Source organism: Enterobacter sp. GD03975, from assembly GCF_029838645.1.
In the GTDB taxonomy this organism is placed as follows: domain Bacteria; phylum Pseudomonadota; class Gammaproteobacteria; order Enterobacterales; family Enterobacteriaceae; genus Enterobacter; species Enterobacter quasihormaechei.
The window spans coordinates 346,248-367,669 of sequence record NZ_JAOBZC010000004.1; the positions used below are offsets into that span (position 1 = coordinate 346,248).

General features: G+C 57.7%; 20 protein-coding genes. 9 read left to right on the plus strand and 11 right to left on the minus strand.

What is annotated here, in order from left to right; translation table 11 throughout:
- Positions 1 to 62: 62 nt before the first annotated feature.
- The 5 genes from N5C09_RS10305 to dapA all read right to left on the minus strand — a co-directional run bounded on the left by N5C09_RS10305 (position 63) and on the right by dapA (position 5,751).
- Positions 63 to 2,009, minus strand: coding sequence for a GNAT family N-acetyltransferase (locus N5C09_RS10305; RefSeq protein ID WP_279748987.1), 1,947 nt, complete (start codon positions 2,007 to 2,009; stop codon positions 63 to 65).
- Complete coding sequence (locus tag N5C09_RS10310; protein WP_063450479.1) at positions 2,009 to 2,878, minus strand: neutral zinc metallopeptidase; 870 nt, start codon at positions 2,876 to 2,878, stop codon at positions 2,009 to 2,011. The genes N5C09_RS10305 and N5C09_RS10310 overlap by 1 nt, the downstream gene beginning before the upstream one ends.
- Before the next feature lie 120 nt (positions 2,879 to 2,998).
- Positions 2,999 to 3,712: a phosphoribosylaminoimidazolesuccinocarboxamide synthase gene (purC, locus tag N5C09_RS10315; protein ID WP_001171626.1), complete on the minus strand. Its 714-nt coding sequence runs from the start codon at positions 3,710 to 3,712 to the stop codon at positions 2,999 to 3,001.
- A gap of 109 nt (positions 3,713 to 3,821) precedes the next feature.
- Positions 3,822 to 4,856 carry an outer membrane protein assembly factor BamC gene (gene bamC / locus N5C09_RS10320; RefSeq protein WP_063868060.1) on the minus strand — a complete coding sequence of 345 codons (1,035 nt, stop codon included), beginning with the start codon at positions 4,854 to 4,856 and terminating at the stop codon, positions 3,822 to 3,824.
- A 16-nt stretch (positions 4,857 to 4,872) separates the two neighbouring features.
- The gene (gene dapA, locus N5C09_RS10325; RefSeq protein ID WP_063450481.1) at positions 4,873 to 5,751 is read right to left on the minus strand and encodes a 4-hydroxy-tetrahydrodipicolinate synthase; all 879 of its coding nucleotides are present in this window, start codon (positions 5,749 to 5,751) and stop codon (positions 4,873 to 4,875) included.
- Between the two features lie 145 nt (positions 5,752 to 5,896).
- Here dapA and N5C09_RS10330 point away from each other — a divergent pair, with 145 nt between their 5' ends.
- Positions 5,897 to 6,466: a glycine cleavage system transcriptional repressor gene (locus N5C09_RS10330; RefSeq protein WP_000213743.1), complete on the plus strand. Its 570-nt coding sequence runs from the start codon at positions 5,897 to 5,899 to the stop codon at positions 6,464 to 6,466.
- Positions 6,466 to 6,936 (plus strand): thioredoxin-dependent thiol peroxidase, encoded by a 471-nt coding sequence (gene bcp / locus N5C09_RS10335; protein WP_045141746.1) that lies wholly within the window; start codon positions 6,466 to 6,468, stop codon positions 6,934 to 6,936. The genes N5C09_RS10330 and bcp overlap by 1 nt, the downstream gene beginning before the upstream one ends.
- An 82-nt stretch (positions 6,937 to 7,018) precedes the next feature.
- On the opposite strand, the gene N5C09_RS10340 is transcribed toward bcp, so the two are convergent.
- Positions 7,019 to 8,083 carry an AI-2E family transporter gene (locus tag N5C09_RS10340; protein ID WP_063868052.1) on the minus strand — a complete coding sequence of 355 codons (1,065 nt, stop codon included), beginning with the start codon at positions 8,081 to 8,083 and terminating at the stop codon, positions 7,019 to 7,021.
- A gap of 220 nt (positions 8,084 to 8,303) precedes the next feature.
- Here N5C09_RS10340 and bepA point away from each other — a divergent pair, with 220 nt between their 5' ends.
- Positions 8,304 to 9,767, plus strand: coding sequence for a beta-barrel assembly-enhancing protease (gene bepA, locus N5C09_RS10345; RefSeq protein WP_063450483.1), 1,464 nt, complete (start codon positions 8,304 to 8,306; stop codon positions 9,765 to 9,767).
- A 13-nt stretch (positions 9,768 to 9,780) separates the two neighbouring features.
- A complete protein-coding gene (arsC, locus tag N5C09_RS10350; RefSeq protein ID WP_203465007.1) occupies positions 9,781 to 10,137 on the plus strand; it encodes an arsenate reductase (glutaredoxin) in 357 nt (118 codons plus the stop codon).
- Here arsC and N5C09_RS10355 read toward each other — a convergent pair.
- Entirely contained in the window at positions 10,134 to 10,958 is an 825-nt protein-coding gene (locus N5C09_RS10355) for an XRE family transcriptional regulator (RefSeq protein ID WP_279748988.1), read from the minus strand. The two genes, arsC and N5C09_RS10355, sit on opposite strands and share 4 nt — an antisense overlap.
- A 147-nt stretch (positions 10,959 to 11,105) precedes the next feature.
- Here N5C09_RS10355 and celB point away from each other — a divergent pair, with 147 nt between their 5' ends.
- The 3 genes from celB to N5C09_RS10370 are packed head-to-tail and all read left to right on the plus strand — an operon-like array spanning position 11,106 to position 14,803.
- A complete protein-coding gene (gene celB / locus N5C09_RS10360) occupies positions 11,106 to 12,425 on the plus strand; it encodes a PTS cellobiose transporter subunit IIC (protein ID WP_279748989.1) in 1,320 nt (439 codons plus the stop codon).
- A gap of 3 nt (positions 12,426 to 12,428) precedes the next feature.
- Positions 12,429 to 13,385 carry a N(4)-(beta-N-acetylglucosaminyl)-L-asparaginase gene (locus tag N5C09_RS10365; RefSeq protein WP_279748990.1) on the plus strand — a complete coding sequence of 319 codons (957 nt, stop codon included), beginning with the start codon at positions 12,429 to 12,431 and terminating at the stop codon, positions 13,383 to 13,385.
- The gene (locus tag N5C09_RS10370) at positions 13,385 to 14,803 is read left to right on the plus strand and encodes a leucyl aminopeptidase family protein (RefSeq protein ID WP_279749026.1); all 1,419 of its coding nucleotides are present in this window, start codon (positions 13,385 to 13,387) and stop codon (positions 14,801 to 14,803) included. The genes N5C09_RS10365 and N5C09_RS10370 overlap by 1 nt, the downstream gene beginning before the upstream one ends.
- A gap of 130 nt (positions 14,804 to 14,933) precedes the next feature.
- Here N5C09_RS10370 and N5C09_RS10375 read toward each other — a convergent pair whose 3' ends face one another.
- From N5C09_RS10375 to N5C09_RS10390, 4 genes are all read right to left on the minus strand, one after another.
- The gene (locus tag N5C09_RS10375) at positions 14,934 to 15,635 is read right to left on the minus strand and encodes a DnaA inactivator Hda (protein ID WP_211482948.1); all 702 of its coding nucleotides are present in this window, start codon (positions 15,633 to 15,635) and stop codon (positions 14,934 to 14,936) included.
- A 96-nt stretch (positions 15,636 to 15,731) separates the two neighbouring features.
- Complete coding sequence (gene uraA / locus N5C09_RS10380; protein ID WP_063450489.1) at positions 15,732 to 17,021, minus strand: uracil permease; 1,290 nt, start codon at positions 17,019 to 17,021, stop codon at positions 15,732 to 15,734.
- A gap of 82 nt (positions 17,022 to 17,103) precedes the next feature.
- Positions 17,104 to 17,730: a uracil phosphoribosyltransferase gene (upp, locus tag N5C09_RS10385; RefSeq protein ID WP_040074548.1), complete on the minus strand. Its 627-nt coding sequence runs from the start codon at positions 17,728 to 17,730 to the stop codon at positions 17,104 to 17,106.
- 217 nt (positions 17,731 to 17,947) lie between these two features.
- A complete protein-coding gene (locus N5C09_RS10390; RefSeq protein WP_107533479.1) occupies positions 17,948 to 19,378 on the minus strand; it encodes a 6-phospho-beta-glucosidase in 1,431 nt (476 codons plus the stop codon).
- Between the two features lie 266 nt (positions 19,379 to 19,644).
- On the opposite strand from N5C09_RS10390, the gene purM reads away from it, so the two are divergent.
- Together purM and purN are read left to right on the plus strand one after the other, a co-directional pair.
- Positions 19,645 to 20,682: a phosphoribosylformylglycinamidine cyclo-ligase gene (gene purM / locus N5C09_RS10395; protein ID WP_063450491.1), complete on the plus strand. Its 1,038-nt coding sequence runs from the start codon at positions 19,645 to 19,647 to the stop codon at positions 20,680 to 20,682.
- Positions 20,679 to 21,320 (plus strand): phosphoribosylglycinamide formyltransferase, encoded by a 642-nt coding sequence (gene purN, locus N5C09_RS10400; RefSeq protein ID WP_063868038.1) that lies wholly within the window; start codon positions 20,679 to 20,681, stop codon positions 21,318 to 21,320. Before purM ends, purN begins: the two co-directional genes overlap by 4 nt.
- Positions 21,321 to 21,422: the final 102 nt, after the last annotated feature.

The following is a 21,422-nucleotide window of genomic DNA, read 5'->3' on the forward strand; positions in this document are numbered from 1 at the left end:
TAATTGATAAGCAGGATTTTACGCCTCTGCGGGGTAATGACCATGCCACTTTACTGAAGAAGTCATTGAAAAAATTGCCATTGCAAAATGTCGGCTTTCAGCTGCTGGCTGCGGGGATAATCAAGCCTTTCAAGCGCTTGTGCGGTTTCTTCGCGTAACTTTGCCAGCAGCGCTTTCCGTCCGACGTCGTGTGTATGCCCTGCCATTTTTCCGCGCAGCGCTGGAAGCGGCATCTCCACGGCTGACAACAACCGGGTCAGTGCCGCTACCGAGGTCGAAAACGCCCGGTGCGCAAAGGCAAATCCCGCCAGCTCCAGCCAGTCGTCACTATTAAGGGTAGCTTCCCACGCATCCGTCACCGGGATCTTTTCGCCGTTCCAGGCCGACAGGACGCGCATATCACGACATAAACGTTGATGTGCCTGCTCGCAGAGCTGATGCCCCGCCTCGCTTAGCGGCAGCAGCGCCATCGCCGTATAGCACCCGCTGCTCGCCTCCCGATGGCTGCCCATTCGCACCAGCACAAAACCGCACTGCTGCCAGAAGCGCCACAGCTCGTCGGTAAAGCCAAAGCTGACCGAGAGATAATCTTCTCCGCTGGCGCTGCGGATCAGCCGCTGGCCGATGCCTTCCCGCTGGCGATGGGGATGAACCGCAATGCGGCTGACGCGTCGCCCCTGAAGCGTCGCCGCGAGGGGCGATCCGCCGTGCGCCGCCAGCGACTGCGCCACCAGATTTCCACGCGGCCGACGAAAACCCGCCCATACCGCGCGGCTCAGTTCAGGGGATAATCCCCCCTCCTCCACCAGCCAGAGCGCGCCCGCGATGTCCGCGCCCGCGTGCGCAACGGCAAAGTGCTGGCCGGGGGCGTCCATCATCCGGCGTAAATCGAGGGGTGAGGTGCGATAATGCGCGGCGCACAGCAGTTCGTATACGCTTGCCACGCGCGCCGGATCGCTCTCCCACGCGCGTGGCTCCAGCGACCTTAAACATACTTCGCCTGCCGGTTTGCGGTCGATAAGCGCATCGTCAAACAGCAGCGCGTTCGCCACAATCCGCTCAAGCGGACATCCGGCAGCCCAGCGAACGGGCGTAGATAAGGTATAACGCCGCAGCCCGCTGAACCGGGCGCAGAATTTAAGCAGAAATCCCCTGCCCGTTCCTTCATAGCCCTGTACCGTTGTGGTTAACAGCACGCGCGGAAATCGCGTCACCAGCATCTCGAGCAGCGGGCCGGGAATAGCGGCCGCCTCATCGACAATCAGCCAGTCGGCATGCAACGGGGAGGCCAGCAGCGCATCCGGGGCCATAAAGTGAAAATATTCGCCGGCGAAACGCGCGATGACGTCCGTCGCCCCTTTGGCCGGTGCCGTCACCACCGCATTCCCGCGTATGCCGTTGAGCAACATGCCTGCCAGCGCTGACTTTCCGCGCCCGCGCGGTGCCGTAACGGCGGCCACGCCCGCAGGCATCGTCAGAAGGGCGTCGAGGATCTCAGCCTGCTCGCGCTGCGGTTCACCGCTGGCGGGCTGCCAGGCGGGAACATCTGGCGCAACGGGAAGGCGCAGGGAATGGTGCTGCTGCCAGACGATGGCGTCCGAATCGGCGGCAAGCGTCCGGCAAAAATGGTGAACAAAATGCGGAGTGGCGATCGGCTCTGCGCTGTCGCTCCAGCGCAGAGAATCCCTGTCGGGCCTGTCGGCCCAGACGGCGAACGGCGGCACCAGCAGCACCAGAAGGCTACCGGCGCGCAGCGTCCCGCTGAGGGCGGCGAAGGCCGAGACGTCAAACCCGTCTCGCGCGTCAAAAACGGCGTGCAGGTATTCACGTCCCAGCAGGCCGCTGATGGCCTTAGACGGGTTCTCCTCCAGCCACAGCCAGTCTCCCGGTAACGTGTCGCGCAGGGTAGTCGCCTGGCTCAACGTCCACGCTTCATCGCCGCTGAGCACCACCAGCCGGCGGTGCCCGGTACGCTGAAGCTGACTAACCAGCGCTTCAAACCCCAGCATCACATTGCTTTGCCGAAGGTATCACACTGTGACGGGTTGCCGCTGTCGAAGCCACGCTTAAACCAGCTGTAGCGCTGTTCGGAGGTGCCGTGGGTAAAGCTGTCCGGCACAACGCGCCCCTGGCTCTGCTGCTGCAAGCGATCGTCCCCAATCGCCTGGGCGGCATTCAGGGCCTCTTCCAGATCGCCTGTTTCCAGCACGCCCTGCTGCTGCATGCTGTGTCCCCAGACGCCAGCGAAACAGTCCGCCTGAAGCTCCATGCGCACGGAAAGGTGATTCACCTCCGCCTGAGACGCATTCTGCTGCATCTGACGCACCTTAGGCTCAATGCCGAGGAGCTTCTGCACGTGGTGGCCGACTTCGTGCGCGATCACGTAGCCCTGGGCAAAATCGCCGTCGGCGCCCAGCTTGCTTTTCATGTCGTCATAGAAGGAGAGATCGATATAGACGGTGCTGTCCGCCGGGCAGTAGAACGGCCCCATCACGGACTGTCCGGTGCCGCAGCCTGTGCGGGTTGCGCCCCGGTACATCACCAGTTTTGGCGGCTGATAGGTCCGCCCCATTTTCTCGAACTGCTGACCCCAGGTATCTTCGGTCGTCGCGAGAATAACGGAAGTAAATTTCGCCGCTTCATCTTCATTCGGGCTGATGGAGCGCTGCGAATACTGCTGCTGTTGCCCGGTTTCACCGGTCATTAAACCGGTCAGATCGACGCCGTAGTAGCCCGCCACCAGCACCACGACCAGCAGAATAATACCGCCCTTGCCGCTGGGTAACCGGAAACCTGGCCCGCCCATAGACGGACCACCGCCACCACTGCTGCGTCTGTCTTCTACGTTGTCACTTTCACGACGCCCTTGCCAGCGCATAAACACCTCGAACTATTCCATTTATAATAGCTATGATCGTAGGCGGTTAATGAAAGGATTACCATAGTAAACAAGGATAAGACGCCAAAGGATGCAAACATCCTTTGGCAAATGCGCGTATTAGTCGAGCTTAACGCCTAAACGGTGAGCAACCGCTTCGTACGCTTCGACCACCCCACCCAGGCTCTGGCGGAAACGGTCTTTGTCCATTTTATCCAGCGTCTCTTTGTCCCACAGACGGCTGCCGTCCGGAGAGAATTCGTCGCCCAGCACCACTTCGCCTTTGTACAGACCGAACTCCAGCTTGAAATCGACCAGGATCAGGCCCGCGTCATCAAACAGCTTTTTCAGCACGTCGTTGGCTTTGTAGGTCAGTTCCTGCATGCGCGCCAGGTTCTCTTTGCTTACCCAGCCGAAGGTTTCGCAGTAGGATTCATTGACCATCGGGTCGTGCATGGCATCGTTTTTCAGGAACAGATCGAACAGCGGTGGATTCAGTTCGATACCCTCTTCAATGCCCAGACGCTTCACCAGGGAGCCTGCGGCACGGTTACGGATAACGCACTCTACCGGCACCATATCCAGTTTTTTTACCAGACATTCCGTATCGGACAGCAACGCTTCCATCTGAGTAGGGATACCGGCTTCGGCCAGCTTGGTCATAATGAAGTGGTTGAACTTATTGTTCACCATGCCTTTACGATCGAACTGCTCAATGCGCGCGCCGTCTCCTGCTGACGTATCATTGCGGAACTCGAGCACCAACAGATCCGGGTTTTCCGTGCTGTATACGGTTTTCGCTTTGCCACGATACAACTCAGCTTGCTTCTGCATCTTCATTACTCCTGGTGTGATGATTTGTATTCAAAACTGGGCATATTATGCCACGCACACGTTTGCGTAGCACGAAAATAAAAAGGGCTGGATTATCCAGCCCTCGCTATTATTTGCTGAATGCGGCCTGGAAGGCAGCGACCAGCGCATCGTTTTGCGACTGGGTCAGCGTGTGTCCTTTCGGATCGATAAATTGCAGGCTGCTGCGGTTATCGAGGTCGCCGACCTGGATTTTGTAGTCACCGGAAGGCAGCTGCGGATCGCTTGCCCCCAGTTCCTGCCAGGCACTATCGGACAGCGGCTTATAAGTCGCTGTGATGCTGCCCGTTGAACGGGTGCTGTCGGTCACCTTCATGCCCACTTTTTCAAGCGTAGCCGGCAAACGCTGCCAGGTCTGGTTAAACGGCGCACGCACCACCAGCATTGGCAGACCGGTATCATCGGCACCGCTCTGCACGTCAAACGTTGAACCGTTACGGTTCTGCGCGGCGTTAGCGGCATCGGTGGCGTTCTTATCCAGACCCGCTGCAATCACGTTCAGCATTTCGGTGCTGTAGCGCTGCAAGGCAGCCGGATCGGCAATCGGTTTGCCCGCCTGCTCAAGATTTAACAGCTTAACGGTAACCGCCTGCTGATAACCCTGCGGCTTAACGGAGACTTGATAACGACCGCGATACTGCTGATCTTCATCGAGACGGTTCCACTCAATCCAGTCGGTGGTTAAGGTCTGACTGGCGTCGTCGCGTTTATCAATCGTGTAATTTTTCGACTGAATTACGCTCACCACCTGCGGCCACAGCGTGGTGCCGCGTGCGCTTTCCACCAGCAGAGAGGCCGTATCACCGGTAAACTGAGTACGCGCGCCACTCACCAGCGCCAGAGGCTGAGCCGGCGGACGAATATCGAGCGCTTTACCCACCAGACCGCTACCGTTCGTGACCGGAATATTATAATCACCGTTCTGGATCGGCAGGATCATGCCGGCAGGCGCGTGAAGTTCAGCAAGCGGCGGCGAATCCAGATAGGATTCATCACCGCTCACCTGGCGCTTGTAGCGCGAGTCTGAACTACAGGCAGCGAGGAGCATAACAAGCGAAACACCCGCAACCTTCGCCAGGCGCGACTTCTGTACTGAATAAGCCATCAAATCTCCCTAAACTTTACAGCAGACCGGCATGCTTCAGCGCGCCAGCGACAATTTCACGACCGTGGTCGGTAATAGGTGTCATTGGCAGACGCAGCGTGTCGGTTGCTACAAGCCCCAACTCCTTACATGCCCATTTCACTGGGATCGGATTGGGTTCGACAAATAATTTATTATGCAACGGCATCAGACGCTGATTAATCACGCGAGCTTCATCAAAGTGACCGGCTGCGGCCAGCTTGCACATGTCAGCCATATCGCGCGCCGCAACGTTCGCCGTCACGGAAATCACGCCATTTCCTCCGAGCTGCATAAAGTCCAGCGCGGTCGCATCGTCACCGCTCAACAGGATAAAGTCGTCTGAAACCAGCTCTTTGATCTGATGAACGCGGCTTAAGTTCCCTGTCGCCTCTTTAATCCCGATAATATTTTTTACTTTCGAGAGACGGCCAACGGTTTCCGGCAGCATATCGCAACCGGTACGAGACGGCACATTATACAGAATTTGTGGCAAGTCAGTATGTTCGGCGATGGCTTTGAAATGCTGGAACAAACCTTCCTGAGTAGGACGGTTGTAGTAAGGCGTGACCGTCAGACAGCCAACAACACCGCTGTCGTTAAAACGCTGGGTCAGGCTAATGGCCTCAGCCGTTGCGTTTGCGCCCGTACCCGCGATGACCGGAATACGCCCGTCAGCCAGCTCAAGGGTCAGCATCACAACGTCGCCGTGCTCGTCGTGGCTCAGCGTTGCGGATTCACCGGTAGTCCCTACCGAAACGATCGCCGAGGTTCCATTGGCGACATGGTAATCAATGAGCTTCTTCATGCTTGACCGGCAGACATTACCTTTTTCATCCATCGGTGTAACAAGCGCGACAATACTTCCCGTGAACATGAGCCATCCTCTGTGCGAACAAGAGCCTCAATGTTACGTTTGGAACTGTAATAAAAGCAAGCGACCTGAGGCTCTCAGGCGGTTGTATGCATGTTTTTTTTATGCTTTCCTTAGGAAGACTTAACCACGCAAAGGAAGAACAGGTTTGACAACCTCATCACAACATTACCTGGTTATCACTGCGCTGGGTGCTGACAGGCCGGGTATCGTGAATACCATCACTCGCCACGTGAGCAGCTGCGGCTGCAATATCGAAGACAGCCGGCTGGCTATGCTGGGTGAAGAGTTCACGTTCATTATGCTGCTTTCCGGAACATGGAATGCCATTACCCTCATTGAATCTACCCTGCCGCTGAAGGGCGCAGAGCTGGATTTACTGATTGTGATGAAGCGCACCACCGCGCGCCCGCGTCCGGCTCTGCCTGCCACGGTCTGGGTACAGGTTGAAGTGCCTGATTCACCTCATCTGATTGAACGTTTCACGGCGCTGTTTGACAGCCATCAGATGAACATTGCCGAACTGGTTTCCCGCACACAGCCGGGTGATGAGAACGCCATCCCGACGCTGTTTATTCAAATTACCGCCCACAGCCCTGCCTCGCAGGATGCGTCAAATATCGAGCAAGCATTCAAAGCCCTCTGTACAGAATTACACGCGCAAGGCAGTATAAGCGTCGTCGATTATTCGCAGCACGAACAGGATGGAGTTGAGTAATGAACCCACTGAAAGCCGGTGATATCGCACCGAAATTTAGCTTACCGGATCAAGACGGCGAGCAAGTAAATTTGACCGACTTCCAGGGACAGCGTGTTCTGGTCTATTTCTACCCGAAAGCCATGACGCCGGGCTGTACCGTACAGGCCTGCGGTTTACGCGATAACATGGATGAGTTGAAGAAAGTCGGTGTGGAAGTGCTGGGCATCAGCACCGATAAGCCAGAAAAGCTGTCACGCTTTGCGGAAAAAGAGCTGCTGAACTTCACGCTGCTTTCCGATGAAGACCACCAGGTTTGCGAGCAGTTTGGCGTCTGGGGTGAGAAGTCCTTTATGGGCAAAACCTACGACGGGATCCACCGCATCAGCTTCCTGATTGGCGCTGACGGTAAAGTTGAGCACGTGTTTGACGACTTCAAAACCAGTAATCACCACGACGTGGTGTTGAACTGGCTGAAAGAAAGTGCCTGAAAGTGAGTGTCGGGTGGCGGCTTCGCCTTACCCGACCTACAAGAATAAGTAGGCCGGGTAAGCGCAGCGCCACCCGGCAAAACTACTTCTCTTCCACCGCCGGCACATCCGGCCATGCGTGGACCACGGCTTTAATCAGCGTCGCCAGCGGTATGGCAAAGAACACGCCCCAGAAACCCCACAGCCCGCCGAAAATCACCACTGACAGAATAATCACCAGCGGATGCAGGTTAACAGCTTCTGAGAACAGCACCGGCACCAGCAGGTTACCGTCCAGCCCCTGAATGATCAGGTATACCGCGAAGCAGCTCCAGAACTCCGTGCCCAGACCAAACTGGAACAGCGCGACGCCGACGACCGGAATGGTCACCACAAACGCGCCGATATACGGGATCAGAACCGAGAATCCAACCAGCACCGCCAGCAGCAGCGAATAATTCAGCCCAAAGATCACAAAGCCAACCCAGGTCGCCACGCCCACCACGATCATCTCCAGCACCTTGCCGCGAATGTAGTTGGTGATCTGCTGGTTCATCTCCTGCCAGACCTGCCCGGCCAGGCCGCGATTGCGCGGCAGCACGCGGCGTACCGCGTTCAGCATCTGCTCTTTATCTTTGACCAGGAAGAACACCATCAGCGGCACGAGGACCAGATAGACGGCCAGGGTCAGCAGCCCCACCAGCGAGGCCAGCGAGTACTTCACCACCGAATCGCCCATGGTCATGATGCGGGCGCGCATATTTTCGGCCATCGCATCGATGATCCCGGCGTCCATCAGCGCGGGATAGCGGCGCGGCAGCGTGGCGGCAAAATCAGACAGTTTATTCAGCATGCCGGGCATATCGCGGATCAAATATATCCCCTGTTGCCAGGCGATGGGCATGACCACGAAGGACATCAGCAGCAGTATACCGACAAACAGCACCAGCACGATGCTGGTCGCCCAGCGGCGGGAACAGCCGATATGTTCCAGACGCGCGGTGGGCCACTCCAGCAGATACGCCAGCACGATCGCCACCAGCAGCGGTGCCAGCAGGCCGCTAAAGAAGAACAGGATACCGAATCCGGCAACCAGAATAACCAGTAAAGCAATGGCTTCCGGATCGCTAAACCGACGCCGATACCACTGCATTAACATTTCGAGCATACAACCCTTCCCTGAATCGAATGGCGGGAGTGAGACGGTGAATTGTATCTAACTGTCACAAAAAAGACTTTCCTTTTTGTTTCACTGTCAGGTTTCGCAAAACCCTGATGAATGGGATTTTCTTCATCTCTTAACACGGCTACACTCGCAGGGCAGCGGAGATGAACGTTATGCGGGTTCATCGGTCAAATTAGCACATCCAACATACAGGACAGTGGTTATGTTCAGGCAGTTGAGAAAAACACTGGTTGCGACACTGATTGCCGCCGTGACGGTCGGCCAGGTGTTGCCCGCTTTCGCTGACTCGTCCGATTCATTGCCGGACATGGGCACCACGGCAGGAAGCACGCTCTCCATCGGGCAGGAGATGCAGATGGGGGATTATTACGTACGCCAGCTGCGCGGCAGTGCTCCGCTGATCAACGACCCTTTGCTGGTCCAGTACATCAACGGTCTGGGGATGCGGCTGGTGGCGCACGCGGACTCGGTAAAAACGCCCTTCCACTTCTTCTTAATCAATAACGACGAAATCAACGCCTTCGCCTTCTTTGGCGGGAACGTGGTGCTGCATTCGGCGTTATTCCGTTATTCCGATAATGAAAGCCAGCTGGCGTCGGTCATGGCGCACGAAATTTCGCACGTTACCCAGCGCCATCTGGCGCGTGCGATGGAAGACCAGAAGCGTAACGCCCCGCTGACCTGGGTGGGCGCGCTGGGCTCTATTCTGCTGGCGATGGCCAGCCCGCAGGCCGGGATGGCGGCCCTCACCGGGACGCTGGCGGGAACGCGTCAGGGGATGATCAGCTTTACCCAGCAGAACGAACAGGAGGCAGACCGCATCGGCATTCAGGTTTTACAGCGTGCAGGCTTTGACCCGCAGGCCATGCCGAGCTTCCTGGAAAAACTGCTCGACCAGGCACGCTACTCGTCGCGTCCCCCTGAAATTCTATTGACCCACCCGCTGCCGGAAAGCCGCCTCTCGGATGCGCGTAACCGTGCCAACCAGATGCGTCCGGTGGTCGTGCAGTCCTCGCAGGATTTCTACATGGCAAAAGTGAGAACGCTTGGCATGTACAACTCCGGGCGTAATCAGCTCACCAGCGATCTGCTGGACGCGCTGGCGAAAGGCAACGTGCGCGAGAAAAACGCGGCGCAGTATGGTCAGGCGCTCCAGGCTATGGAGGCCAGCAAATATGATGAAGCGCGTAAAGCGCTACAGCCGCTTCTGGCGGCGGCCCCAAATAACCCGTGGTATCTCGACCTCGCCACCGATATCGATTTGGGACAGAAAAAAGCGACCGATGCGATTAATCGCCTGAAGGGGGCGAAAGATCTTCGTAACAATCCGGTATTGCAGCTTAACCTGGCGAACGCTTACTTACAGGGTGGACAGCCCGGCGAGGCAGTGACCATTCTGAACCGCTACACCTTTAACAATAAAGATGACCAGAACGGCTGGGAGCTGCTCGCCCAGGCGCAGGGGCAACTGGGTAACCGCGATCAGGAACTGGCCGCGCGTGCGGAAGGTCTGGCACTGGCGGGCCGCCTCGACCAGGCTATTTCCCTGTTGAGCAGCGCCAGTTCACAGGTGAAGCTCGGCAGCCTGCAACAGGCCCGCTACGACGCGCGAATCGACCAGCTGCGCGGCCTGCAACAACGCTTTAAGCCGTACGAGAAGATGTAATAAAGGAGAAGTCATGACAGACGCGGTAAAAATTTACCATAACCCTCGCTGCTCCAAGAGCCGCGACACCCTCAGCCTGCTGAAGTCTAACGGCATCGAACCGGAAGTGGTGCTGTATCTGGAGACGCCGCCGGACGCGCAGACGATCCGTCAGCTGCTTAAGATGCTCGATATGAGCAGCGCGCGCGAGCTGATGCGTCAGAAAGAAGATCTGTATAAATCGCTCAATCTGAACGATACGCATCTCACTGAAGAGCGGCTGATCCAGGCAATGGTCGATAACCCAAAGCTGATTGAGCGTCCGATTGTGGTGGCGAACGGCAAGGCGCGTATTGGTCGTCCGCCGGAAAACGTGCTCGAAATCGTCTAATCGTTACGCCGCAGCGCTTCCAGAAACGCCTGCGGCGTACGCTCTCCCAGCTTTTTCTGCGCTTTCCCCCGGTTGTAAAAATCACACAGTTGAATCAACAGCTCTCCCATCGGTTCTTTGTTCACCCGTGGAATGATGTCGCGTAACGGCAGCGCCACCAGTACGGCGCGGATTTGCTGCGGATGCGCTTTCACGCTAACGCTGTGCACCGGCAGCGTCACCGCCAGTCCAAAAGTCTCAACAGATTGAATATCTGCCGGACACGCTTCCAGCACCTCATTCGCCCAGTGGGTTAACAACTGCGGGGAAACGCCGGCATAAAGCCGGGCGTAGCACCAGCCGCTGACGGGTTCACGCGCCCAGAGCAGATGTTGCTCGCCACCGTCGTCCATATGCAGCGACAGCGGCTGATGATGCAGGAGTAGTTTCTGCGGCATGATGCCGGCCTTAAGCGCCTTTTTGCCCTGCAACAATGCCCCCTTTTGTTTTACCGAAGCCGGCTTGAGGTAGCGGTTCAGGGTCGCGCGGGAAACGGCGATCCCGAGCCCGTCATTCACCAACAGCAGCAGCTCATCCAGCGGCGCGCCGGTGATATCCCGCAGGGCATTTATCAGTGACGCCTGTTCCTGTCTCAACGCTTTGTGTATCACTTTTGGCGTAGTGTGGTTATCCGATACCTGGTCACGGTTGCGCCAGCGCCTGACGGTGGTGACCGAGATCCCCAGCTCAATGGCCAGCTCTCTGTCGCTTTTATCGGACTGCTGAAGGTAGCGACGGATACGCGGCGTGGTCGTGGCGTTGGCATGCAGTTTGATTTCCATCGTGTCTCTCTCCGCAACTAATCTTATGAGATTTATTATGCAGCAGCGAATGCTTTGTGACCGATTTCACCTTTCGTTCGCCGCGCTTCACTGATAATCCACAGACATAACATAAACCACACCCCTCAATCTTGTACGGAGTTCACAATGAACAATGTTCTGGGATTTCTTGAAGCAAAACTGATGCCGCTGGCGGCGAAAACAGCCCAGCAGCGCCATCTTGGGGCCATCCGTGGGGCCTACGTTTCATTCATGCCGTTTATCATCGTCGGCTCCATCCTGCTGGTGATCTCCTCTTTCCCTAACCAGGCCTATCAGCAATTTATGTCTCAGGCCTTTGGTGACAGCTGGAGCGCGATTATTGAGATCCCCTTCAACGCGGTGTTCTCGACCATGTCGCTGTTTATCAGCTTCCTGGTGGCCTACCGCCTGGCGGAACACTACGGCGAGGACCGCATCTCCTGCGGCATCCTGGCGCTGGTCGCGTTTCTGATCCTGACGCCTTTTATCAAAGTGGCGGACAACGGTGGTATTACCGTGATGCCGGTGGAGTGGATCGGCAGCAAAGGGCTGTTCGTGGCGATGATCGGTTCCCTGCTGTGGACGGAACTGTTCTGCTGGCTGAAGCGCAAAAAGCTGGTCATCAAAATGCCGGACGGCGTGCCCCCGGCGGTACAGGAGTCGTTCGCGGCGCTGATCCCGGCCCTGCTGGTGATGATTCTGGTGCTTATCATCCGCATCATCTTCGAAAACACCCATTACAGCACCATCCACCAGTTTATTTATGAAGTGGTTGCTACCCCGGTGCGCCACTACGGCACCTCCTATTTCGGTGCGCTGATGACGGTATTCAGCATCACCATTCTGTGGTCAGTGGGCATTAACTCCGGTTCGATGATCAATGGCATTATTCGCCCGCTGTGGATGGAGAACCAGACCGATAATATCGCCGCGATCCAGGCGGGGACGACGCCGCCGCACATTATCACGGAACAGTTTTTCGACATGATCTGGATGGGCGGCGCGGGGGCCACGCTGTCGCTGGTGATCGCGATGCTGATTTTCGCCCGCAGCAAAAACATGCGTGAAGTGGCGCGCCTCGGCGCAGGGGCATCGGTATTTAACATCAACGAGCCGATCCTGTTTGGCCTGCCGGTGATCATGAACCCGATCATGCTTATTCCGTTCAACCTGGTGCCGCTGGTGCTGGTCACCGTGCAGTATGCGGCGATGAAGGTTGGCGCGGTCGCCGTCACCACCGGGGTGTTTATCCCCTGGACGCTGCCGCCGGTGATTAGCGGTTTTATCGTCACCGGCCACCTGAGCGGCAGCGTGATGCAGCTGATCAACCTGCTGATTGGCGCCATGCTGTACCTGCCTTTCATGCGTATCGTGGATAAACAGTACCGCGCCGCGGAACTGACCCCGGTGACGCAAACCGACACCACCCTTGCAAAACAGGAGTAAAGCATGTGGGGAATTATCGCAACCTGGCGAATGGCGCTTGAAGGGGTAACGGAATCTGCGTCTGCCCTGGCGGCGGGAAAACCGGTCGCCACGGCGGTGGTTGATGCCGTCGCCGCCGTCGAAGACTTTCCGCTGTATAAATCCGTCGGCTACGGCGGGCTGCCGACCGAAAACGGTGAGGTGGAGCTGGACGCGGCATTCATGGACGGCGACACGCTGGCGTTCGGCGCGGTGGGGAATCTGGTGGATATCGCCAACCCGGTGCGCGTGGCGCACGCGCTCAGCCGTCAGCGCTATAACAGCCTGCTGGTCGGCCAGGGCGCGCGCGAGTGGGCACTGAGCCAGGGCTTTACCGACAAAACCATGCTCACGGATCGCGCCATGCAGCACTACCGTAAGCGCTGCCGTGAGACGCTGGATAAGGGGTTAAGCCCCTACGACGGGCACGACACCGTCGGCGTTATCGGTCTCGATAAACAGGGCTCAATGAGCGTTGCCACCTCCACCAGCGGCCTGTTCATGAAAAAACGCGGTCGCCTCGGTGACTCGCCGATTATCGGCTCCGGCTTTTACTGCGACAGCGAAACCGGGGCGGCCACCGCCACGGGGGTCGGTGAAGACCTGATGAAAGGCTGCACCAGCTACGAAATCGTTCGCAGGATGGCACAGGGCATGACGCCGCAGCAGGCGGCGGATTCGGTCGTCTTTGAACTGGAAGACAGGCTGATGTCGCGCTTTGGCCGCGCAGGCGATCTCTCCGTGGTGTGCATGAACAACAGAGGCGAGTTTGGCGCCGCCACTAACATCAAAACCTTCTCGTTTGTGGTGGCGACGGCCCGCCAGCCGCTCACGGTTTTTCGTACCGAGCGCCTGCGGGAGAAAACGCATTATCACGCGGTAGACGAGGCGTGGATGCAGGCCTATGCCGCGCGGATCCGCGCGCCCATTGAGGAGTCATGATGATTACGTATCAGTTTATCAGCGCGCTTGCGGACGCGAAGCCGAACAGCCATTTGATTGCGCGCTCGGCCAGTTCTCTGTTACCGGAAAGCGCGCTTGTCGATGAAATGCGCGACTCTGACTGCATCGCGGACACCCGCTTTGGCTGCGCGCCGTTTGCCCGCATCACCCTGCTGCCGGATGCGCTCTGGCATGACGCCCTGACCGAAGGGCTGCTCACCGCCCTGCGGCCGCTGCTTGCCGCCCCCGCCAGCGCCGATATCGTGCTGGACGTGACGGATATCGACGAGGTGGTGCTGGCGCAGGTGCTGCGATTTCTCTTTAATCAGGCGCACAGGCTGAGCGATCTGAAGCTGAAGAAAACGGACGACGCGGTGCGTCTTACGTGCATCACCGCCCTCTGTCTGCCGGAACAGCGGGCGAAGCTGGAGACGTTCTTCCGCCAGCAGCAGGCTATTGCCCTCGGCATGGTCGCGGCGCGGCGGCTGGCAGATATCCCTTCCGACCGCTGTACGCCGCAGTTTATGGTCGAAGAGGCGCAAAAACTGTGTACCACCTACCCTTCCCTACGCTGCGAGGTGCTGAACGAAAAGGATATTGTTGAGCAGGGTCTTGGGCTGCTGCACGCGGTTGGCAAAGGGGCGGCCTGCCCGCCGCGTCTGCTGGCTGTCCACTATAACGGTGTCTCTGAAGGCCCGGTACGCTGCTATGTCGGTAAAGGCATTACCTTTGACACCGGCGGCCTGTGGCTGAAGGAAGGCGCGGGCATGTACACCATGAAATATGACATGTGCGGCGCGGCTAACGTGCTCGGTCTGATGCTGACCGTTGCGGAGCTGAAATTGCCCGTACGCATCATGGGCGTGCTGGCGCTGGCGGAAAACGCCATCGGCCCGGAGGCGATGCAGCCCGGCACGGTGGCAACGGCCTGCAACGGCACCACCGTTGAGATTAACAATACCGATGCCGAGGGCCGGCTGGTGCTGGCAGACGCCATCGCCTGGGCCAGCCAGCAGCACCCGCAGGCCCGCTATATCATTGATATGGCAACGTTAACGGGCGCGGTGGTGAAAGCGCTGGGGTATGAGCTGAGCGGATTAATGACGCAGGATGAACCGCTGCGCGCCGCGCTGACGCAGGCGGGTAAGCAGAGCGGCGACGAAGTGTGGTCGCTGCCGCTGGATGCGCGGCTGAAAAAGCAGACCGACAGCGCCATCGCCGATCTGTGCAATACGCCGACCAACAATGCGGCGATCAGCGCGTCGGCGGCGTGGCTGCTGCACCACTTCTGCCCGCCGACGATCCCGTGGGCGCATCTGGATATCAGCGGAACGGCGCTATGGCGGGAGAACGGCAGGAGCGTGGCGTCGGGAAGGCCGATTCCACTGCTGGTGGAGCACTTGGTGGGGGATCTTTAGCCGGGTGACGGCTGCGGCTTACCCGGCCTATGGCTTTGATTTTTTTGCCCGGTGGCGGCGACGCCTTACCCGGCCTACGAAAACCACTCTCCTTGTAGGCCGGGTAAGGCGTCGCCGCCACCCGGCATAACTACAGCTTAAGAATATCTTTCACAAACGGAATGGTCAGCTTGCGCTGGGCGGTAATGGACGCGCGATCGAGCTGATCGAGCGTGTCAAAGAGCGTACGCATCTCGCGATCCAGCCGCTTCAGCAGGAAACGGCCCACGTCTTCCGGCAGTTCGAAGCCGCGCAGTCTTGCCCGCAGCTGAAGCGCCTGGAGTTTGTCTTCATCCGACAGCGGTTGCAGCTTGTAGATTTGCCCCCAGTCCAGACGAGACGCCAGATCCGGCAGCCCAAGATTAAGCTGACGCGGTGGACGATCGCCGGTGATCAGCAGCCGGGTTTTGCCCGACTCCAGAATGCGGTTATAGAGGTTAAAGATTGCCATTTCCCACGGCTCGTCCCCCGCCACGCATTCAATATTATCGATGCAGACCAGGGAAAGATGTTCCATGCCCTCAAGCACTTCAGGCACAAACCAGGTACGTTTATCCAGCGGCACGTAGCCGACCGCATCGCCGCGCGCCGAAAGCTCGGCACAGGCCGCATGCAGCAGGTGGCTGCGCCCCGCGCCTTCGCGTGACCAGATATAGATGTATCCGCTGTGTTCCTGGCGCAGCACGTTTTGCAGTGCAGCCAGTAAAGAGGGGTTATCACCCGGCCAGAAACTCGCGAAAGTTTCATCGTCAGGGAGATAAAGTGGCAGAGAGAGCTGTGCCGGTCCGTTCAGAAATACCTCAACCAGAGATCTTACATAAAATCGGAATGGAGTTTAACACGGAACCTGCAAGGAGAGAACCGGGCGATCCGTCGCCCGGCATGACGATCAATGTGGCGCTTTTTCGCTTTCGTCCGCGTCCAGGACCACCTCTTCCGGGCGGATCACCGAGATCAGCTTGAAAATCAGGCTGAGGCCGACGCCCACGATGGTCGCCAGCGCCATGCCCTTCAGCTCCGCTGCGCCGATGTGCACCTTCGCACCGCTCACCCCGATAATCAGGATAACGGAGGTCAGGATCAGGTTCTGCGCTTTGCTGTAATCCACTTTGGATTCAATCAGCACGCGAATACCGGAGGCACCGATCACCCCGTACAGCAGCAGCGAGACGCCGCCCATCACCGGCACCGGGATAATCTGGATCGCTGCCGCCAGCTTGCCAACGCAGGAGAGCAGAATGGCGATGATCGCCGCGCCGCCGATAACCCAGGTGCTGTAGACGCGGGTGATCGCCATTACGCCGATGTTCTCGCCGTAGGTGGTGTTTGGCGTGGAGCCGAAGAAGCCGGAGATGATGGTGGAGAAACCGTTGGCAAACATGGAGCGATGCAGGCCCGGGTCGCGGATCAGGTCGCGCTTCACGATGTTCGCCGTCACCACCAGGTGGCCGACGTGCTCGGCAATTACCACCAGCGCGGCAGGCAGAATGGTGAAGATAGCAAACCATTCGAAGCGTGGGGTGTAGAAGGTTGGCAGCGCGAACCAGTGCGCCTCGGCAATCGGCGTAGTATCCACAACGCCCATCACGAAGGAGAGCGCGTAGCCCGCCAGCACGCCGATCAGGATCGGGATAATCGCCATAAAGCCGCGGAACAGCACGGAGCCGAACACCGTCACGCCCAGCGTCACCAGCGAGATAATAATGGTTTTAGAATCCGGTGACTGACCATCCGCCGGCAGCAGGCCGGCCATGTTCGCCGCCACGCCAGCCAGCTCCAGGCCGATGACGGCAACGATGGCGCCCATCGCCGCAGGCGGGAACATCACGTCCAGCCAACCGGTGCCCGCTTTCTTCACGATGAAGGAGACCAGGCAGAACAGGACGCCGCACATGATAAAGCCGCCCAGCGCGACCTCATAACCCAGCGGCAACAGCAGCAGTACCGGAGAGATAAAGGCGAAGCTCGACCCGAGATAGGCTGGAATTTTGCCTTTACAGATAAAGAGGTAAAGCAGCGTACCGACGCCGTTGAACAGCAGCACGGTAGCCGGGTTAATGTGAAACAGGATTGGCACCAGCACGGTTGCGCCAAACATGGCGAACAGGTGCTGCAAACTAAGCGGGATTGTCTGTAAAAGCGGCGGTCTTTCACTCACCCCGATAGCACGGCGCGTCATAGTGTTTTCCTCTGAGTGTTATTGTTGGTTTTTATTCAAAAAAAAGCCGACTATCAAAGTCGGCTTCTTTATCGTTATTCGATTATTTAGTACCAAAAATCTTATCGCCGGCATCGCCAAGCCCCGGGATGATGTACCCGTGCTCGTTCAGCCCCTGGTCGACGGATGCGGTATACAGTTCAACGTCCGGGTGCGCTTTTTCCAGCGCCGCAATACCTTCCGGCGCTGCGACCAGGACCAGCACTTTAATGCTGCTGCATCCGGCTTTTTTCAGCAGGTCGATGGTGGCGATCATCGAACCACCGGTCGCCAGCATCGGGTCAACCACCAGCGCCATACGCTCGTCGATGTTAGAGACCAGCTTCTGGAAGTACGGGACCGGCTCAAGGGTCTCTTCGTCACGGTAGATACCCACCACGCTGATACGCGCGCTTGGCACGTGCTCCAGTACGCCTTCCATCATGCCCAGACCCGCACGCAGGATTGGCACCACGGTAATTTTTTTACCTTTGATCTGCTCAACCTGTACCGGACCGTTCCAGCCTTCGATGGTCACTTTTTCCGTTTCCAGATCGGAGGTTGCTTCGTAGGTCAGCAGGCTGCCCACTTCAGAAGCCAGTTCGCGAAAACGCTTCGTGCTGATGTCATGCTCACGCATCAGGCCCAACTTGTGTTTAACGAGTGGGTGTTTCACTTCCACAATCTTCATTCTCTTTCTCCTCTGAGGTGGCATCCGCAAAAAAATCGCGGGATTATACCGCTTTTTTCGGATTGCGCCATACCCAACTTGCTTGACGTATATCAATCAAAAACAAAAAAGCCGGAGGCAGGGCTCCGGCTTGGGTGCGGGATCTTGCCCGGTGGCGCTGCGCTTACGCGGGCCTACGTGTATTGTAGGTCGGGTAAGCGTGAGCGCCACCCGACAATTAGAGGTTATCGCCGTTGCTGGCAATCACCTGCTTATACCAGTCGAACGACTTCTTCTTGCTGCGGTTCAGCGTGCCGTTCCCTTCGTTATCTTTATCGACAAAGATAAAGCCGTAGCGTTTCTTCATTTCACCCGTTCCGGCAGAGACCAGGTCGATACAGCCCCACGGGGTATAGCCCATCAGATCGACGCCATCTTCCACCACCGCTTTTTTCATCTCGCGGATGTGTGCAGACAGATAATCAATGCGGTACTGGTCGTTTACCGTGCCGTCGCTCTCCTGCACGTCGATCGCGCCAAAGCCGTTTTCAACAATGAACAGCGGCAGCTGATAGTGATCCCAGAACCAGTTCAAAGAGTAGCGCAGGCCGACAGGGTCAATCTGCCAGCCCCAGTCGGATTTCTGCACGTACGGGTTAGAGACCAGACTCTTGCTCTCGTCGTAATCCAGCGCCGGGTTATCTGCCGTCGCTTTGGTGGCGAAAGACATGTAGTAGCTGAACCCGATGTAATCCACGCAGCCCTGCGTCAGCGCCGCCTTATCTTCTTCGGTGATATCCAGCGCGAAGCCGCGACGCTCGAAGTAGTTGAGCAGATGCTGCGGATACTTGCCGCGCACGTGCACGTCGGTGAACCAGTAGCGGCGATGCATGGCGTTCATCGCCATCATCATGTCGTCCGGCGCGCAGGTCAGCGGGTAGATGGGACACATGGCAATCATGCAGCCGATTTGCAGCGACGGGTTGATCTCGCGGCCCGCCTTCACCGCCAGGGCGCTGGCCACCAGCTCATAGTGCGCCGCCTGGAACATGACCGGCTCGCGGTCTTCACCCGGCGCATATTTCAGCCCGGAGTTGGTGAACGGCGCAAAGTCTTCGTGGAAGTTGGCCTGGTTGTTGATCTCGTTAAAGGTCATCCAGTACTTCACCTTGTGCTGGTAACGCTCAAAAACGACCTTCGCGAAGCGCACGAAGAAGTCGATCAGCTTACGGTTGCGCCAGCCGCCGTATTCCGTTACCAGGTGGAAAGGCATCTCGAAGTGGGAAAGCGTGATAACCGGTTCGATGCCGTACTTCAGGCACTCGTCAAACAGGTCATCGTAGAATTTGAGTCCTGCTTCGTTCGGCTCCAGCTCGTCGCCTTTCGGGAAGATACGCGTCCAGGCGATGGAGGTGCGGAAGCATTTGAACCCCATCTCGGCAAAGAGTTTGATGTCTTCTTTATAACGGTGGTAGAAATCGATGGCTTCGTGGTTTGGGTAATTTTTCCCCTCCAGCACGCCGTTGGTGATTTCACGCGGCACGCCGTGGGCGCCCGCGGTCATGACGTCGGCAACGCTTACCCCCTTGCCGCCCTCTTTCCAGCCGCCTTCAAGCTGGTGCGCCGCAACAGCCCCACCCCACAGAAAACCTGCTTTAAATCCAGACATTTGCTTTCCCTCATTCTGCGTTATTTTCTGCAAAAACAGTTACAGAAACCGGTTTCAGTTTGATGATGTGCAAAGGGGAAAGCCGTTGCAAGCAGATCGCAGAAACCGGTTTCATTTTCGTGAACAGAGTCAAGTTTGTCGCCCTTTACAGGCCTTTGCGAAAAAAAGATCTTCGCGCCGAGAATAGGCTCGCAAACGTTTGCCTGGACTGTTAGAATTGCGCCGATTTTTCTTACTAGCTATGCAATCGCGTGGGGACTTGAGCCGTGACCAACAAAACTTCTCTCAGCTACAAAGATGCCGGTGTTGATATTGACGCAGGTAATGCGCTGGTTGACCGAATCAAAGGTGTGGTGAAAAAAACCCGCCGCCCGGAAGTGATGGGTGGCCTGGGTGGATTCGGCGCACTGTGCGCGCTGCCGCAAAAATATCGTGAACCTGTTCTGGTCTCGGGTACTGACGGCGTAGGCACCAAGCTGCGCCTGGCGATGGATTTAAAACGTCACGATACGATCGGTATCGATCTGGTGGCGATGTGCGTCAACGACCTGGTGGTACAGGGCGCTGAGCCGCTGTTCTTCCTGGATTACTACGCGACCGGCAAGCTGGACGTGGACACCGCAGCCAGCGTCATTAACGGCATTGCCGAAGGCTGTCTGCAATCCGGCTGTGCGCTGGTCGGCGGTGAAACCGCTGAAATGCCCGGCATGTATCACGGTGAAGATTATGACGTCGCAGGCTTCTGCGTTGGCGTGGTAGAAAAATCAGAAATTATCGACGGCAGCAAAGTGGCTGACGGCGATGTGCTGGTTGCGCTGGCCTCCAGCGGCCCGCACTCTAACGGCTACTCTCTGGTGCGTAAAATCCTCGAAGTGAGCGGTTGCGACCCGCTGACCACCGAGCTGGACGGCAAACCGCTGGCCGATCACCTGCTGGCCCCGACCCGCATCTACGTGAAAAACGTGCTGGCGCTGATTGAGAACGTCGACGTTCACGCCATCGCTCACCTGACCGGCGGCGGCTTCTGGGAAAATATTCCGCGCGTGTTACCGGACAATACCCAGGCGGTAATCGACGCCTCCTCATGGCAGTGGCCGTCCGTCTTCAACTGGCTGCAAACCGCCGGCAACGTGAGCTCGCACGAAATGTACCGCACCTTTAACTGCGGCGTGGGCATGGTTATCGCCCTGCCGGCAAGCGAAGCGGATAAAGCGGTTAAGCTGCTGACAGAAAAAGGTGAAAACGCGTGGAAAATCGGTACGATTAAAGCGTCCGATTCCGAACAGCGTGTGGTCATTGAATGAAAAATATCGTGGTGCTTATTTCCGGCAACGGAAGCAATTTGCAGGCAATCATAGATGCCTGCAAACAGAAGAAAATCAATGGCACCATTCGGGCAGTATTCAGCAACAAGGCCGATGCATTCGGCCTTGAGCGCGCGCGGGAAGCCAATATCCCCGCGCACGCGCTGGAAGCCAGTCAGTTTGCGGGCCGTGAAGCGTTTGACCGCGAACTGGTGCAGGAAATTGACGCCTACGCGCCCGACGTCGTGGTGCTGGCAGGCTACATGCGCATCCTGAGCCCGGCTTTTGTTGAACACTACGCCGGTCGGCTGCTCAATATTCACCCTTCCCTGCTGCCAAAATACCCCGGCCTGCACACCCATCGTCAGGTGCTGGAGAACGGCGATGAGGAGCACGGTACCTCCGTGCATTTCGTCACCGACGAGCTGGACGGCGGTCCGGTGATTTTGCAGGCGAAAGTACCGGTCTTTGACGGCGACAACGAAGACGACGTGACCGAACGCGTACAGACGCAGGAGCACGCCATTTATCCCCTGGTGGTAAGCTGGTTTGTCGATGGACGCCTGGAGATGCGCAACGGCGCAGCCTGGCTGGACGGCGTGAAGTTGCCCCCGCAGGGTTATGCGGCCGAAGAGTAGTCTGTTTGAATTGCCCGGCGGCGCTTCGCTTGCACGGGCCTACGGTCCCGTAGGTCGTGGTAAGCGCAGCGCCACCCGACACCCCTCCCCCAACCCTCTAAA